This window comes from Streptomyces sp. NPDC048566, assembly GCF_043199735.1.
Lineage (GTDB): Bacteria > Actinomycetota > Actinomycetes > Streptomycetales > Streptomycetaceae > Streptomyces.
This window is the reverse complement of record NZ_JBICWL010000006.1, coordinates 104,072-118,933: the sequence shown is the minus strand read 5'-3', so window position 1 is coordinate 118,933 and position 14,862 is coordinate 104,072. Positions and strand designations below refer to the sequence as shown.

Sequence of the window (14,862 nt, the reverse complement as noted above, 5' to 3'; positions counted from 1 at the left end):
GGCTGCGCCGTCCCCGACGCCGCGCGCCCGCCGTCCCCGCCGTTCACCCGGACGGGGACGGCGGGCACGTGCGGACGCGGCCCGCGGGCGCCGGCCCTCAGGCGCTCTGGAGGTTCTTGCGGCGCAGCAGGGAGGCCAGGGAGTCGGCGAACTCCACCGGGTCCACCGGAAGGGTGACGGCGGCGTCCGCACGGCTCCAGGTGGCCAGCCAGGCGTCCTGGGGGCGCCCGATGAGGACGAGCGCCGGCGGGCAGTGGAAGATCTCGTCCTTGATCTGCCGGCACAGACCCATGCCGCCCATGGGCACCGCCTCGCCGTCCAGCACGCAGACGTCGATGCCGCCCTTGTCGAGCTCCCTGATCACGGCGGCCGGGGTCGCGCACTCGACGAACTCCACCGGGGGAACGTCCGGGGCGGGCCTGCGCCCGGTGGCGAGCCGCACCTGCGCGCGGGTGTTGGAGTCGTCGCTGTAGACCAGCACCGTTGCGGTCGGCTGCATTCTTCCTCCGGGACGTCGGCGTCGTACGGACATGGAGCGCCCGGGCCGGCCGGAGCCTGCCCGATGCGCGGATGCTACTCCCTCGCACACCGCCCCAACACCGGTTCGGACAGGGCTTCGATGGGCCATACGGGCTGGACACACCCCATCAACACCCCGAACGGCACCCCCCGGCGTGAGGGCTGGATAAGCGACCGACATAATGTCGGTCGTGGCGACAGCAACGACAGTAGAAACCGGGCACGCGCACCCGTCGGTCAATCGGCCGAACCTCACCAGCGTCGGAACCATCATCTGGCTGAGTTCCGAGCTGATGTTCTTCGCGGCCCTCTTCGCGATGTACTTCACCCTGCGATCGGTGACCGGGCCGGATCACTGGAAGGAAATGGCCTCCAGCCTGAACCTTCCGTTCTCGGCGACGAACACCACGATCCTGGTGCTCTCCTCCCTGACCTGCCAGCTCGGCGTCTTCGCCGCCGAGCGCGGGGACGTGAAGAAGCTCAGGATGTGGTTCATCGTCACCTTCATCATGGGTGCGATCTTCATCGGCGGTCAGGTCTTCGAGTACACCGAACTGGTCAAGAAGGACGGGCTCTCGCTCTCCTCCGACCCGTACGGCTCGGTGTTCTACCTGACCACCGGCTTCCACGGACTGCACGTGACGGGCGGGCTCATCGCCTTCCTGCTGGTCCTTGGGCGCACCTACGCGGCTCGGAGGTTCACCCATGAGCAGGCGACCGCAGCCATCGTCGTGTCCTACTACTGGCACTTCGTCGATGTCGTCTGGATCGGCCTCTTCGCCACGATCTACCTGATCAAGTAATCGGGCCCGGCGCCCGAAACATCCAGAAGCACCGACGCAGAAGATCCTGACACCGGGGTAATCCGTGAAAAAGCTCTCCGCACGACGACGCCATCCGCTGGCGGCGGTCGTCGTCCTACTCCTCGCGCTGGCGGCCACCGGGGGGCTGTACGCCGCGTTCGCACCCGCGGGCAAGGCGCAGGCCGATGAAACCGCCCAGTCCCTCGCCATCACCGAGGGCAAGAAGCTGTACGCCGTGGGCTGCGCAAGCTGCCACGGAACCGGCGGTCAGGGCACCTCCGACGGGCCGAGCCTGGTGGGAGTGGGCGCCGCGGCGGTCGACTTCCAGGTCGGCACCGGCCGCATGCCGGCCCAGCAGCCCGGCGCGCAGATCCCGAAGAAGAAGGTCATCTACTCGCAGGCCGAGATCGACCAGCTCGCGGCGTACATCGCCTCGCTCGGCGCCGGTCCCTCGGTTCCCACGAAGAGCCAGGTCAGCCCCGAGGGCGCGGACATCGCCAAGGGCGGCGAACTCTTCCGGACCAACTGCGCGCAGTGCCACAACTTCACCGGCAAGGGCGGCGCGCTGACGCACGGCAAGTTCGCGCCGAGCCTTGAGGGCGTCGAACCCAAGCACATCTACGAGGCCATGCAGACGGGCCCGCAGAACATGCCGTCCTTCCCCGACACCACGCTGACGGAGAAGAACAAGAAGGACATCATCGCGTACCTCGACGCGGTCAACGGTGACGACACCGAGAGCCCCGGCGGCCTCGAACTGGGCGGCCTCGGGCCGGTCAGCGAGGGCCTGTTCGGCTGGATCTTCGGACTCGGCGCCCTGGTCGCCGTCGCCGTCTGGGTCGCCGCTCGGACCGCAAAGGCCAAGAAGTCATGAGTAGCCAAGACATTCCAGAAGAGAACGTGCCCGCTGAGCGGGCCACCGACGACCACGCCGGTCACGGTCACGCCTCGGTAGCCGTCGCGGACGAGCAGAACCCGTTCGCCGACCCGGGACTGCCGCCCCACGAGCACCGCGTCCAGGACATCGACGAGCGGGCCGCCAAGCGGTCCGAGCGGGTCGTCGCCATGCTGTTCACGCTGTCGATGCTGGCGACCGTCGCCTTCATCGCCTCGTACGTGGCGATCCCCAACGACAAGTCGATCTACGTCTTCCCGATCGGGCACATCAGCGCCCTGAACTTCGCGCTCGGCCTGTCGCTCGGTGTCGCGCTGTTCGCCATCGGCGCGGGCGCGGTCCACTGGGCCCGCACCCTGATGTCCGACGTGGAGGTCGCCGACGAGCGGCACCCGATCGAGGCGGAGCCCGAGGTCAAGGCCAAGGTCATGGCCGACTTCAAGCAGGGCGCGAAGGAGTCCGCGCTCGGCCGCCGCAAGCTGATCCGCAACACCATGTTCGGCGCGCTGGCCCTGTTCCCGCTCTCCGGCGTCGTGCTGCTGCGCGACCTCGGCACGCTGCCCGGCACGAAGCTCCGCCACACCCTGTGGTCCAAGGGCAAGCTCCTCGTGAACATGAACACGAACGAGCCGCTGCGCCCCTCGGACGTCGCCGTCGGTTCGCTCACCTTCGTCAAGCCCGAGGGCCTGGAGGAGCACGACGAGGACTTCCAGAAGGAGATCGCCAAGGCGGCCCTGATGATCATTCGGCTCCAGCCGGACAACATCAAGGACAAGCAGGAACTCGAGTGGTCCTACCAGGGCATCGTGGCGTACTCGAAGATCTGCACCCACGTCGGCTGCCCGATCTCGCTGTACGAGCAGCAGACGCACCACGCGCTCTGCCCGTGCCACCAGTCCACCTTCGACCTCTCCGACGGTGCCCGAGTCATCTTCGGCCCGGCCGGTCACCCGCTGCCGCAGCTGCGCATCGGGGTGAACGATGAGGGCTACCTCGAAGCGCTCGGCGACTTCGAGGTGCCCGTCGGTCCTGCATTCTGGGAGCGCGGATGAGTACCAACAACACCTCCGACTCGCGCTCGCGCGAGAAGGCGCCCGCCGGTGAGCGGGTGGCCGACTGGGCCGACGGCCGCCTGGGGATCTACTCCCTGGCCAAGGCCAACATGCGCAAGATCTTCCCCGACCACTGGTCGTTCATGCTGGGTGAGGTCTGCCTCTACAGCTTCATCATCATCATCCTCACGGGTGTGTACCTGACGCTGTTCTTCCACCCGTCGATGAACGAGGTGGAGTACCACGGCAGCTACGTCCCGCTGCAGGGACAGCTGATGTCCGAGGCGTTCAACTCGACCATGCACATCTCCTTCGATGTGCGCGGTGGCCTGCTCATCCGGCAGATCCACCACTGGGCCGCGCTGATCTTCCTCGCCGGCATGTTCGTGCACATGATGCGCGTGTTCTTCACGGGTGCGTTCCGCAAGCCCCGCGAGGTCAACTGGGTCTTCGGATTCCTGCTGTTCGTCCTCGGCATGTTCACCGGCTTCACCGGTTACTCGCTGCCGGACGACCTGCTCTCCGGTACCGGTGTCCGCTTCATGGAGGGCGCGATCCTGTCCGTGCCGATCGTCGGCACGTACCTGTCGTTCTTCCTCTTCGGCGGCGAGTTCCCCGGCGGCGACTTCGTGGCCCGGTTCTACTCGGTGCACGTGCTGCTGCTGCCGGGCATCATGCTCGGCCTGGTCGTCGGCCACCTGATCCTGGTCTTCTACCACAAGCACACCCAGTTCGCGGGTCCCGGCAAGACGAACAAGAACGTCGTCGGCATGCCGCTGCTGCCGGTCTACATGGCCAAGGCCGGAGGCTTCTTCTTCCTGGTCTTCGGCGTCATCGCAGCCATCGCGGCGATCGCCTCGATCAACCCGATCTGGTCGCTGGGCCCCTACCGTCCGGACCAGGTGTCCACGGGCGCCCAGCCCGACTGGTACATGGGCTTCTCCGAGGGCCTGATCCGTGTCATGCCGGGCTGGGAGATCAACCTCTGGGGTCACACGCTCGTCCTGGGCGTGTTCATCCCGCTGGTCATCTTCCCGCTCGTGCTGGTCGCGATCGCGGTCTACCCGTTCATCGAGTCCTGGGTCACCGGCGACAAGCGCGAGCACCACATCCTGGACCGCCCGCGCAACGTCCCGACCCGGACCGCGTTCGGCGCCGCCTGGATCAGCTGGTACTTCGTGCTCCTCGTCGGCGGCGGCAACGACATCTGGGCCACGCACTTCCACCTGTCGATCAACGCGATCACCTGGTTCGTGCGGATCTCCTTCTTCGTCGTGCCGGTGCTCACCTTCCTCGCGACCAAGCGGATCTGCCTCGGCCTCCAGCGCCGGGACCGGGACAAGGTGCTGCACGGCCGCGAGTCGGGCATCATCAAGCGGCTCCCGCACGGTGAGTTCATCGAGGTGCACGAGCCGCTCAGCCAGGACGCGCTGCACACGCTCACCGCGCACGAGCAGTACAAGCCGGCCGAGATCGGCCCGGCGGTCGACGAGAACGGTGTCGAGCGCAAGGTCAACAGCGCCCAGCGGCTGCGCGCCAAGATGAGCCGGGGCTACTACGGGGAGGACAACCAGATCCCCAAGCCCACCGTCGAGGAGTACAAGGAGATCACGAGCGGCCACGGCCACCACTGATCCCCGGTCCACCCCACGCCGGTAGTTCGCCACGGCAGGAGCCCCGTCCACGGACGGGGCTCCTTGCCGTCCGCGGGGCTGGATAGGGTGGACTCACCCGTACCGCGGGGCGATCGCCCCGCACCCGACCCGGACACCCAGGAGCGACCATGAGCGCTGTGAACCCCGCCGGAGGCGACACCGCGGCGGTCCGTTCCTGGCCCGAGGTGCTGAACGGCCTCCTCGAAGGCCGCGACCAGAGCGCCGACGACACCGCCTGGGCGATGGACCGCATCATGCGGGGCGAGGCGACCGACGCGCAGATCGCGGCCTTCGTGGTGGCCCTGCGGGCCAAGGGCGAGACCGTCCAGGAGATCTCCGGCCTGGTCCGGGCGATGTACGAGCACGCCAACGTGATCGAGGTGCCCGGGCGGACCGTCGACATCGTCGGCACGGGAGGCGACGGCGCCAAGACCGTCAACATCTCCACGATGTCCTCCATCGTGGTGGCCGGAACGGGCGCCAAGGTCGTCAAGCACGGCAACCGGGCCGCGTCCTCGGCGTCCGGTTCCTCGGACGTCCTGGAGAAGCTCGGCGTGAACCTCCAGCTGACCGTGAAGCGGGTCGCGGAGGTCGCCGAGGAGGCCGGGATCACCTTCTGCTTCGCGGTGAAGTTCCACCCGGCCCTGCGCCACGCCGCGGCGGCGCGCGGCCAGCTCGGCATCCGCACGACCTTCAACGTGCTGGGCCCGCTCACCAACCCGGCCCGGGTCAGGGCCCAGGCGGTCGGCGTGGCCGACCCCCGGATGGCGCCCATCGTGGCGGGTGTCTTCGCCGAGCGCGGCAACTCCTCGCTCGTCTTCCGCGGCGACGACGGTCTCGACGAGCTGACCACCACCGCCGGCTCCCGGGTCTGGGTGGTCCGCGACGGCAAGGTCGCCGAGGAGTACTTCCACCCCCGCGACGTCGGCCTCGACGTCGTCCCGGTGGAGGCACTGCGCGGCGCCGACGCGGCCCACAACGCGGACGTCGCCCGCCGGCTGCTCGACGGCGAGGCCGGGCCGGTGCGCGACGCGGTGCTGCTCAACTCGGCGGCGGCGCTGGTCGCCCTGTCCCCCGAGGACGCGCCGCTCGCCGACCAGCTCCGGGCCGGCATGGCGCGGGCGGCCGAGGCGATCGACTCCGGGGCCGCCCGCCGCACCCTGGACCGATGGGTGGCGGCCAGCAACGCCTGACCGCCGGTGGGGCGACGCGGGGCGCGGTCCGCCATCCGGACCGCGTCTTGCGCGCCGGGGATCTTCTGGCAAGATTTCGTATCAGGTCATGAGCGACAGCCATCAGGCCCCGGCCGGCTGTCCGGCAACCCTCCGTCCGTGGCGGGGTGCCCCGGGTGAGGACCAGGCCGCAGGCAGCGAGGTCTGCGGCAAGCGCGGACCCCTCGCACTCCTCGGAGTGGATGCACCAGGGGTCCTGGTCGTTCGAGGGAGCCTTCCGTGAGCAAGCGAATGCGCTAGGGCGTCGAGCCCCGCCTCCGCACACCTTCCCCCTCCCCGCGCCGAGCGCCGCCCTCCCCGGGCAGGCCGGCTCGCGCGGCGATCCCGCCTGCCTCACAGGAGCCCGCCATGTCCGCGACCACCACCGCCGTCGCCGCCACCACCGCCGTCGCCTCCTCCTCCTCCTCCTGCGTCCGCCCCCCGCTGCCCGTCCTCGGCCGGGACGTCACCGTGCCGCTCGTCACCGGCGGCGAGGTCGCCTACGCCGCTCTCGACTACGCCGCCAGCGCGCCCGCCCTCCAGCGGGTGTGGGACGACGTCGCCGCGTACGCCCCCTACTACGGCAGCGTCCACCGGGGTGCCGGGTACCTCTCCCAGCTGTCCACCGACCTCTTCGAGAACGCCCGCGCCACGGTCGCCGGATTCCTCGGCTGCCGGGCCGACGACCAGGTCGTCTTCACCCGCTCCACCACCGACTCGCTCAACCTGCTGGCCGCCGCCCTCCCGGCCGGCTGCCGGGTCTTCGTCTTCGAGACCGAGCACCACGCCGCCCTGCTGCCCTGGCGGGACGCCGACGTGACGTGCCTGGACGCCCCGCGCACCCCGGACGAGGCCGTCGCGACCCTGGAGCGCGCGCTGGCCGCCCGGGACCCCCACGGGCCGGCCCTGGTCTGCGTCACCGGCGCCTCGAACGTCACGGGGGAGCTGTGGCCGGTGCGCGAGCTCGCCGCCGCCGCGCACGCCCACGGTGCCCGGATCGTGCTCGACGCCGCCCAGCTCGCCCCGCACCACCCCGTCTCGGTCCGGGACCTCGACGTCGACTGGGTGGCGTTCTCCGGGCACAAGCTGTACGCGCCGTTCGGCTCCGGGGTCCTCGCCGGCCGCTGCGACTGGCTGCGCGCGGCGGAGCCCTACCTGGCGGGCGGCGGCGCCAGCCGCACGGTGCGCCGGAGCGCGGACGGAGGGCTGGACGTGACCTGGCACGAGGGCGCCGCCCGGCACGAGGCGGGCTCGCCGAACGTCATCGGCGCCCACGCCGTCGCCTCGGCCTGCAAGGCGCTCGCCGAGGAGGGCTTCGACAACCTGATCGCCCGTGAGCGGCACCTGATCCGCACCGTCCGCGCGGGTCTCGCCGATCTCCCCGAGGTCCGGTTCCTCTCCCTGTTCGGCGACGACGCCCCGCGGGTCGGCGTCCTCTCCTTCGTCGTGGAGGGCTGGAACAGCTCGCACTTCGCCGCCGCGCTGTCCGCCGAGTACGGCATCGGGGTCCGCGACGGCCTCTTCTGCGCCCACCCGCTGGTCCGCACGCTGCTCGGCGGCGAGCCGGGCGCCGGGGGCGAGTGCGGCGCGCCGGAGGCGGCGCCCGGCGGGCAGGCGCTGAACGCGATCCGGGTCAGCTTCGGCGCGGGCACGCCCGACGAGCACGTCGAGCGGTTCGTCCGCGCCGTGCGCGAGCTGGTCCGGGACGGTGCGCGGTGGCGGTACCGGACCCGGGACGGGCGCTGCGTGCCGGCGGTCTAGGGCCTTCGGCCCGGCCCGGCCGGCGCGGACCGCGGGGTCCGGGAGCCGGGGGCCGCCCGCCGCGGGGCGGTGTCCGCGCCGGTCAGGAGTCGAGACCGATCGCGAACGCCGCCTCCAGGTCGTGCTGGGAGTACGTGCGGAACGCCACGTGCGTGTCGGTCGCCTCGACGCCGGGGATCTTGCTGATGCTGCCGGGGATGACGTCCGCGAGGTCGTCGTGCGCCCGGACCCGGACCATGGCGATCAGGTCGTAGGTGCCGGTCACGGAGAAGACCTCGCTGACGCTCTCCAGCGCCGCGACCGACTCGGCGATCTCGGGGATGCGGTCCACGCTGGTCTTGATGAGGACGATCGCGGTGATCACGGCTGGTTCTCTCCCTCGGGGGCCGCGGCTGGGGGATCTCACCCTACTCGCGCCCCGCCCGGCCCCGTCCGCCCGGCGGGGCCGCCCCGGCCGGGCCGGTGAGCGCGGGCAGGGCGCCGCCGCGCCGCCCGAAGCGCGCCCACGCGTAGACGAAGCCCGCGCAGAAGCCCACCACGTGCGCCAGGTAGGCGACGCCGGGCCCCGAGGTGCTGCGGCCCGCCGCCAGCCACTGCAGGGCGAACCAGAACGGCAGCACCACCCAGGCCGGGAACCGCAGTGGCAGGAAGAACAGGAACGGCAGGAGACTGGTCACCCTGGCCTTGGGGAACAGGTAGAGGAACGCGCCGAGCACCGCGGAGATCGCCCCGGACGCCCCGACCAGGGACTGCTCCGACGACGCGTTGGCCGCCGCGTAGCCGAGCAGGGCCAGGTAGCCGCAGCCGAGGTAGAACAGGGCGAACTCGACGTGGCCCATGCGCTCCTCGGTCAGCGGTCCGAAGACGTAGAAGAAGAGCATGTTGCCCAGGAGGTGGAGCCAGCTGCCGTGGATGAACAGGGCCGTGACCGGGGTCAGCAGCTCGTGCGGGGGCCCGCCGAAGAGGTCGGCCGGCACCACGCCCCAGCGCCGGAAGTACGCCCGCTGGACGGCCGGCAGCCCGTCCCCGGTCCCGTACACCGGAAGGAGCCCCGAGGCCGGCCCGATCACGAAGACCAGACAGCACAGGACGATCAGCCCGTACGTCACCGGTGCCGACGGGGACCGGACCGCTCTGCCGATTGCCGTGTTCCACTTGCCGATCATGGTGCAGAGCATGACGTACCGGACGGACCGGTGCGGACCGCCTCGCCGCCGTGGACGCCCGAGCGTCGACTACCCGCCAGGCCGTAGGGTTACGAGCCACACGGGCCGGGCGACCGGTGCCGGACGGACACGAGAAGGAAAGCGACTGCCACATGACGGTTCCCCTGCCGGACGCCAAGACCCGCTGGCGCTGCTCGCTCTGCGGCAATCTCACGCGGTTCGACGTGACCCGCTCCTCCAAGGTCGTCGAGTACCTGCACCTCGACCTGGCCGGCGAGCCGACGGTCGAGGAACGCGAGGTGGTCAGTGAGACCATCGAGTCGGTGCGGTGCCGCTGGTGCAACGCGGTGGATCAGGTCGAACTCGTGGACAGGCCGGGCGCCGGCTCCTGAGGGAGCGGGGCCCGCACGGATATTGGGGTGACGGATGATGGAGACCGCGGGCGAGCCGGACGACGGCGCCGCCGAGCTGCTCGATCGTCCGCTGCCCGACGGTGTGCGCCGGCGCGTCGTGCAGATCGTCTCGGACGGCTTCGGCGGCCTGACGGTGGCCGAACTGCCCGCGCAGCTGCGGCAGTACGCCCGGTTCGCGCCGAACCGGCGCGCGAAGTTCGCCGGCAACGCGATGGCGGCGGCGCTGGAGAGCGATGCGCTGTTCCGGCAGCGCATCGCGGAGAAGCTGAGAGAGGCGCAGTCCGAACTCTGCGCCGCCCTCGACGCGGCCACGCCCCCGCCGGCCGCGGATCCGCTCGATGTGGCGGCCGCGGCCTACGTGCTGCGCCCCGCGGGCTGGGTGAAGCTCGTGACCGCCGCGGGCGAGGAGGCCGTGCGGGCGGACGCCGAGCGTGCCGACGACGAGAACCGGGCCGAGCTGGAGCGGCTGCGCGAGGAACTCGCCGCGGCGCGCGGCCAGGTGCGGTCCGAGACGGAGCGGCTGCGCACGGAGCTGGACGCGGCGCGCAGGGAAGCGGACGCGGTGCGCCGGAAGCTGCGCGGGGCGCTCAGCGACGTCAAGCGCGGCGAGGCGGCGGTGCGCAAGCTCCAGGGGGAGAGTGACGCGGCCCGGGCGGAGAGCCAGGCCCAGGTGTCGGCCGCGGAGAGCGAGAGCCGCCGGCTCAAGGCGCGGCTCGCCGAGGCGGAGGCGGCGCTGGAGGCCACCCGCAAGGCCGCGCGGGAGGGGCGCAGCGTCGAGGACATGCGGGTGCGGCTGCTGCTCGACACGGTGCTGGACGCCGCCCAGGGGCTGCGCCGCGAACTGGCGCTCCCTCCGGTCTCGGTGCGGCCCGCGGAGACGGTGGAGGCGGTCGAGCCCGGCCGGATGACGCCGAAGGACATCGCCGCCCGCGCCCTGTCGGAGAACGACCCCGCGATCCTGGACCAGTTGCTCGCGCTGCCCCAGGCGCACCTGGTGGTCGACGGCTACAACGTCACCAAGACGGGCTATCCGCAGATGCCGCTGGAGAAGCAGCGGCTCAGACTGCTCGGTCAGCTCTCCCAGCTGGCCGCGCAGACCGGCGCCGAGGTGACCTGCGTCTTCGACGGGGCCGAGCTGGCCGCCCCGGTGCTGCTGGCGCCCCCGCGCGGGGTGCGGGTGCTGTTCTCCAAGCCCGGGGTCACCGCGGACGAGCTGATCCGCCAGCTCGTGCGGGCCGAGCCGCCCGGCCGGCCCGTCATCGTCGTCTCGACCGACCGCGAGGTGGCCGACGGCGTCGCCCGGGCGGGCGCCCGCCCGGTGGCCTCCGCGGTCCTGCTGAAGCGCTTCACGCACGGCTGAGAGGTCTTCCCTCCGCGTCCCCGGGGCCGCCTGCGTCTCCGTGCGGACGGCCGCTGTGCGCGTCCGGCGATCTGGGCGCTACGCCGCATCGGCGTGCGTACGCGCCATGCGCGACCTCTGCGCCCGATGCCCCTATTGGTCCGGTGTTCACACGACGTAGTGTCAGGCGCGCATCACTGCACGTGAGTTGAAAGCAAAGAATGCGCTCCGTGACAAAGAATTTTCAGGTTTGGATTTGAACTGATCACAAGAAGGTCACTAGGGTCATGCCTCGAACCTCCGACTAGGGCGATCACTCATGGGGAGTGACGGTGGAGGGGCACCGCCCGTCGGCGTGACGCGGCAGGCGGCTGGAGGAAGAAGGAGCTCGCCTTCGTGGCGTCCCACCGTCGACCCAAGCAGCCGAGCCGCACCCGCGTGACCGTGCTCACCACCGCCGCCGCCGCTGCCGTTGCCCTCAGCGCCAACGTCGCCAACGCCGCGCCGTCCGAGAAGCCCAGCAAGGACGAGGTCAAGTCCAAGGTCGACAAGCTCTACGAAGAGGCCGAGAAGGCCACGGAGAAGCTCGACGGCGCCAAGGAGAAGCAGGAGAAGCTCCAGAAGGAGATCAGCTCCCTCCAGGACAACGTCGCCCGCGGCCAGGAGGAGCTCAACGACCTCCGGGACGGCCTCGGTTCGATGGCCAGCGCCCAGTACCGCACCGGCGGCATCGACCCGTCCGTGGCGCTCTTCCTCTCCTCCGACCCGGACAGCTACCTGGACAAGGCCTCGGCCATGGACCAGCTCAGCGCCCAGCAGGTCGAGTCGCTCAAGAAGGTCCAGGAGAAGCAGCGCTCGCTCGCCCAGCAGCGCTCCGAGGCGTCCGAGAAGCTCAAGGACCTCGCCGACACCCGGACCGAGCTCGCCAAGAAGAAGAAGGAAGTCCAGGGCAAGCTGGGCGAGGCCCAGAAGCTCCTCAACTCGCTGACCGCGCAGGAGAAGGCCGCCCTCGCCGCCAAGGAGCAGGAGCGCGCCACCCGCGCCACCGAGCGCGTGAACCTCGGCACCAGCAAGGGCTCCGGCCGCGCGGGCGCCGCGTTCTCCGCCGCCCAGCGCGCCATCGGATCGCCCTACGTCTACGGCGCCTCGGGCCCCAGCTCCTTCGACTGCTCCGGCCTCACCTCTTGGGCCTACGCCCAGGCCGGCGTCTCCATACCGCGCACCTCCGAGGCCCAGGCCAACGCCGGCACCCGGATCTACTCGCAGAGCGGCCTCCAGGTCGGCGACCTGGTCATCTTCTACGGCGACTTCCACCACGTCGGCCTCTACGCGGGCAACGGCCAGGTGCTCCACGCCCCGCACACCGGCGCCGTCGTCCGCTACGAGGCGATCGGCAACATGCCCTTCCAGTTCGGCGTCCGCATCTGATCGGGGCGGGCCTCCCCGGGCCCGTCTCCGCCGCCCGGAGGCCTCCTCCGCCGCGCCGCCCAAACGGGCGAATTGCGACAACTCGCGCTGACCCCACGCCCCGTCGGTGACCTGCGTCTCCGGCGGGGCGTCACTGTGCGTGCCCGCGGAGGTCTTTGGCCGGTGCCCGGTCGCACGGCTACTGTCTGCCGCGTTTCCCCCGACGGCGGGGGACCGTCAGCGGAAGGGAGCGCGGCCACCCGTGGGGTTTCATCGCCGCCTTGCACCGACCGGCTTCGACCGGGGCGCCGGCGCCTTCGGCATCGCCGCCTGCGTGATGTCCGCGGCGGCAGCCGCGCTCGGTACCCTGCCCGCCTCCGCGGCACCGCAGGAGGACACCCGCACCGAGGTGGACCGCCTGTACACCCAGGCCGAGAAGGCCACCGAGGCGTACAACAAGGCCGGCGAGCGCGCCGGCACGCTGCGCCGGCAGCTCGGCAGCGCGCAGGACGAGCTCGCCCGGCAGCAGGAGCGCGTCAACACCCTGCGCGAGGCGCTCGGTTCGCTCGCCGGGGCCCAGTACCGCTCCGGCGGCATGGACCCCTCCCTCGCGCTGCTCTTCTCCGACGATCCGGCCGACTACCTCGACAAGGCCGCCGTCCTCGACCGCATCACCGCCCACCAGGCCGGCGAACTCCGGGACCTGCGGGCCGCCCTGCGCGAGTTGTCCCAGCGGCGCGCCGAGGCCGGCGGGAAACTCGCCGAGCTGGAGCGCAGCCGCAAGGCCGTCGCCGAGCACAAGCGCACCGTCGAGCGGAAGCTCGCCCGGGCCCGCCGGCTGCTGAACGCGATGCCCGGCGCCGACCGCGCCGCCTACGGCCGCGCTTCCCGCTCCGCCCGCTTCGACCTTCCCGAACCCGGTGACGGCGGCCCCTCCTCGGCGCGCGCCGCCGCCGCGGTGGCCGCGGCGCGCTCGGCGCTGGGCCGCCCCTACGTGTGGGGCGCGAACGGCCCCGGCGCCTTCGACTGCTCGGGCCTCATGCAGTGGTCCTACGCGCGGGCCGGCGTCGGCCTCCCGCGCACCTCGCAGGCCCAGCGGTACGCCGGACGGCAGGTGCCGCTCTCCCAGGCCCGCCCCGGAGACCTCGTCACCTACCGGTCCGACGCGAGCCATGTCGGCATGTACGTGGGCAACGGCCAGGTGATCCACGCGCCCTACCCGGGCGCCCCGGTGCGCTACGACCCCGTCGGCATGATGCCCGTCGCCTCCGTCACCCGGCCCTGACGCACCGACGGCCGGCCGGTCGCCCCCCGGCCGGGGGGCCGCCCCGGCGCGGCACGCCCCGGCCCGTGCGGCGCGCGCCCCGTACGATCGTGGACGTGGCTGGTCGAAGGCGTGCGTCGCGGGCGGGGCTGCTGCCGGTGCTGCTGCTCGCCGTGCTCGCCGTGCTGACCGGCTCCGGCTGTTCCGGCGGCCCCTCCTCCGGCACGCGGTCCGCCGCCGTGCGCGAGGTCCTGGACCGGCGGGCCGCCGCCGTGCTGGCCGGGGACGTGGGAGCGTACCGGGCCACCGGGGACCCCTCGGCCGCCTCCGACGCGTTCGCCCACCTGCGCGAGGTGCCGCTCGCCGCCTGGTCCTACCGCCTCGACCGGCTGACCGTCTCCGGCGACCGTGCCACCGCCCGCGCCCGGCTCCGCTACCGCATCGCGGGCTACGACACCTCGCCCGTCACCGCCGACCGCACCCTGCGGCTGTCCCGCGCCGGCGGCACCTGGCGCGTGGACTCCGACGAGCCCGCGACCGGCAGCGGCCGGCAGCTGTGGGAGCAGGGCACCGTGACGGTGGTCCGGGGAGCGCACAGCCTCGTCCTCGGGGTCGGGCAGTCCGGTGAGCGGCTCCGGTCCTTCGCCGCACTCGCCGACCGGGCCGTGCCCGCCGTGTCACGGGCCTGGGGCACCGACTGGCCGGAGCACGTCGTCGTCCTGGTGCCGCGGTCGATCGAGGACATGGCGGAGCTGCTCGGCGCACCGGCGGCCGGGTACCGGGGGATCGCCGCGGTCACCACCGGCGAGGTGAGCCAGGCGCGGAAGCGGCCCGCCGGAGCCGCCGGGGACGACCCGGCGGCGGCACCCGCGGACCGGATCATCGTCAACCCGGACGCGTACGGCGTCCTCGGGGACTTCGGCAGACAGGTCGTCCTCACCCACGAGAGCACGCACGTCGCCACCCGCGCCCACACCACGCCCGCCACCCCGCTGTGGCTCTCCGAGGGGTACGCGGACTGGGTCGGCTACCGCGAGGGCGGGCGGGCCCCCGGGCAGATCGCCTCCGAGCTCCAGCGCTCCGTGGCCGAGGGGCGGGCGCCGGCCGCGCTGCCCGACGACGAGGACTTCGCCTTCACCAGCGACGCGACCGCACTCGCGCAGGCGTACGAGGGCGGCTGGATGGCCTGCCGGCTGATCGCCGGGCACTGGGGCGAGGCGCGCCTGGACGCCTTCTACCGGGCCGTCGGCGACCACCGGGAGCGGTCCGGCGCCGTCGAGGACGCGCTGCGGGACGTGCTGCACACGACGCCGCAGGCGTTCACTCGGCGATGGCGGGAGTATCTCGGGGAACAGCTGGGCTGACGGTCCAAACCGG

General features: G+C 72.0%; 14 protein-coding genes and 1 riboswitch. Of the genes, 11 read left to right on the top strand and 3 right to left on the bottom strand.

Features of this window, described 5'->3' with window-relative positions:
- Positions 1-97: 97 nt before the first annotated feature.
- On the bottom strand, positions 98-499 hold the full coding sequence (locus tag ACGFS9_RS12985) for a hypothetical protein (RefSeq protein ID WP_393252794.1): 402 nt from the start codon (positions 497-499) through the stop codon (positions 98-100).
- Positions 500-701: 202 nt separating this feature from the next.
- On the opposite strand from ACGFS9_RS12985, the gene ACGFS9_RS12980 reads away from it, so the two are divergent.
- The 6 genes from ACGFS9_RS12980 to ACGFS9_RS12955 all read left to right on the top strand — a co-directional run bounded on the left by ACGFS9_RS12980 (position 702) and on the right by ACGFS9_RS12955 (position 7,896).
- Entirely contained in the window at positions 702-1,322 is a 621-nt protein-coding gene (locus ACGFS9_RS12980; protein ID WP_328453310.1) for a heme-copper oxidase subunit III, read from the top strand.
- Positions 1,323-1,386: 64 nt separating this feature from the next.
- Positions 1,387-2,196, top strand: coding sequence for a c-type cytochrome (locus tag ACGFS9_RS12975; protein ID WP_393252793.1), 810 nt, complete (start codon positions 1,387-1,389; stop codon positions 2,194-2,196).
- Entirely contained in the window at positions 2,193-3,269 is a 1,077-nt protein-coding gene (locus ACGFS9_RS12970; protein WP_393252792.1) for a Rieske 2Fe-2S domain-containing protein, read from the top strand. Before ACGFS9_RS12975 ends, ACGFS9_RS12970 begins: the two co-directional genes overlap by 4 nt.
- Positions 3,266-4,903 carry a cytochrome bc complex cytochrome b subunit gene (locus tag ACGFS9_RS12965; RefSeq protein ID WP_393252791.1) on the top strand — a complete coding sequence of 546 codons (1,638 nt, stop codon included), beginning with the start codon at positions 3,266-3,268 and terminating at the stop codon, positions 4,901-4,903. The genes ACGFS9_RS12970 and ACGFS9_RS12965 overlap by 4 nt, the downstream gene beginning before the upstream one ends.
- Positions 4,904-5,052: 149 nt before the next feature.
- Positions 5,053-6,117, top strand: a complete 1,065-nt coding sequence (trpD, locus tag ACGFS9_RS12960) for an anthranilate phosphoribosyltransferase (protein ID WP_393252789.1) — start codon at positions 5,053-5,055, stop codon at positions 6,115-6,117.
- Between the two features lie 84 nt (positions 6,118-6,201).
- Positions 6,202-6,318: riboswitch (SAM riboswitch) on the top strand.
- 186 nt (positions 6,319-6,504) lie between these two features.
- Positions 6,505-7,896 (top strand): aminotransferase class V-fold PLP-dependent enzyme, encoded by a 1,392-nt coding sequence (locus ACGFS9_RS12955; protein WP_393252787.1) that lies wholly within the window; start codon positions 6,505-6,507, stop codon positions 7,894-7,896.
- A gap of 82 nt (positions 7,897-7,978) precedes the next feature.
- Here the strand turns inward: ACGFS9_RS12955 and ACGFS9_RS12950 are convergent, their stop codons facing one another.
- Positions 7,979-8,260 carry an Lrp/AsnC family transcriptional regulator gene (locus tag ACGFS9_RS12950; protein WP_393252786.1) on the bottom strand — a complete coding sequence of 94 codons (282 nt, stop codon included), beginning with the start codon at positions 8,258-8,260 and terminating at the stop codon, positions 7,979-7,981.
- Between the two features lie 43 nt (positions 8,261-8,303).
- The gene (locus tag ACGFS9_RS12945; protein ID WP_393252785.1) at positions 8,304-9,062 is read right to left on the bottom strand and encodes a rhomboid family intramembrane serine protease; all 759 of its coding nucleotides are present in this window, start codon (positions 9,060-9,062) and stop codon (positions 8,304-8,306) included.
- Between the two features lie 152 nt (positions 9,063-9,214).
- On the opposite strand from ACGFS9_RS12945, the gene ACGFS9_RS12940 reads away from it, so the two are divergent.
- The 5 genes from ACGFS9_RS12940 (at position 9,215) to ACGFS9_RS12920 (ending at position 14,849) form a co-directional block, all read left to right on the top strand.
- A complete protein-coding gene (locus tag ACGFS9_RS12940) occupies positions 9,215-9,454 on the top strand; it encodes a hypothetical protein (protein WP_393252784.1) in 240 nt (79 codons plus the stop codon).
- A 34-nt stretch (positions 9,455-9,488) separates the two neighbouring features.
- Positions 9,489-10,835, top strand: a complete 1,347-nt coding sequence (locus tag ACGFS9_RS12935; RefSeq protein WP_393252782.1) for an NYN domain-containing protein — start codon at positions 9,489-9,491, stop codon at positions 10,833-10,835.
- Positions 10,836-11,210: 375 nt separating this feature from the next.
- Positions 11,211-12,242, top strand: coding sequence for an NlpC/P60 family protein (locus tag ACGFS9_RS12930; RefSeq protein ID WP_393252781.1), 1,032 nt, complete (start codon positions 11,211-11,213; stop codon positions 12,240-12,242).
- Between the two features lie 241 nt (positions 12,243-12,483).
- Positions 12,484-13,506, top strand: coding sequence for an NlpC/P60 family protein (locus ACGFS9_RS12925; protein WP_393252780.1), 1,023 nt, complete (start codon positions 12,484-12,486; stop codon positions 13,504-13,506).
- Between the two features lie 95 nt (positions 13,507-13,601).
- Positions 13,602-14,849 (top strand): hypothetical protein, encoded by a 1,248-nt coding sequence (locus ACGFS9_RS12920; protein WP_393252779.1) that lies wholly within the window; start codon positions 13,602-13,604, stop codon positions 14,847-14,849.
- The last annotated feature ends 13 nt before the right edge of the window (positions 14,850-14,862 follow it).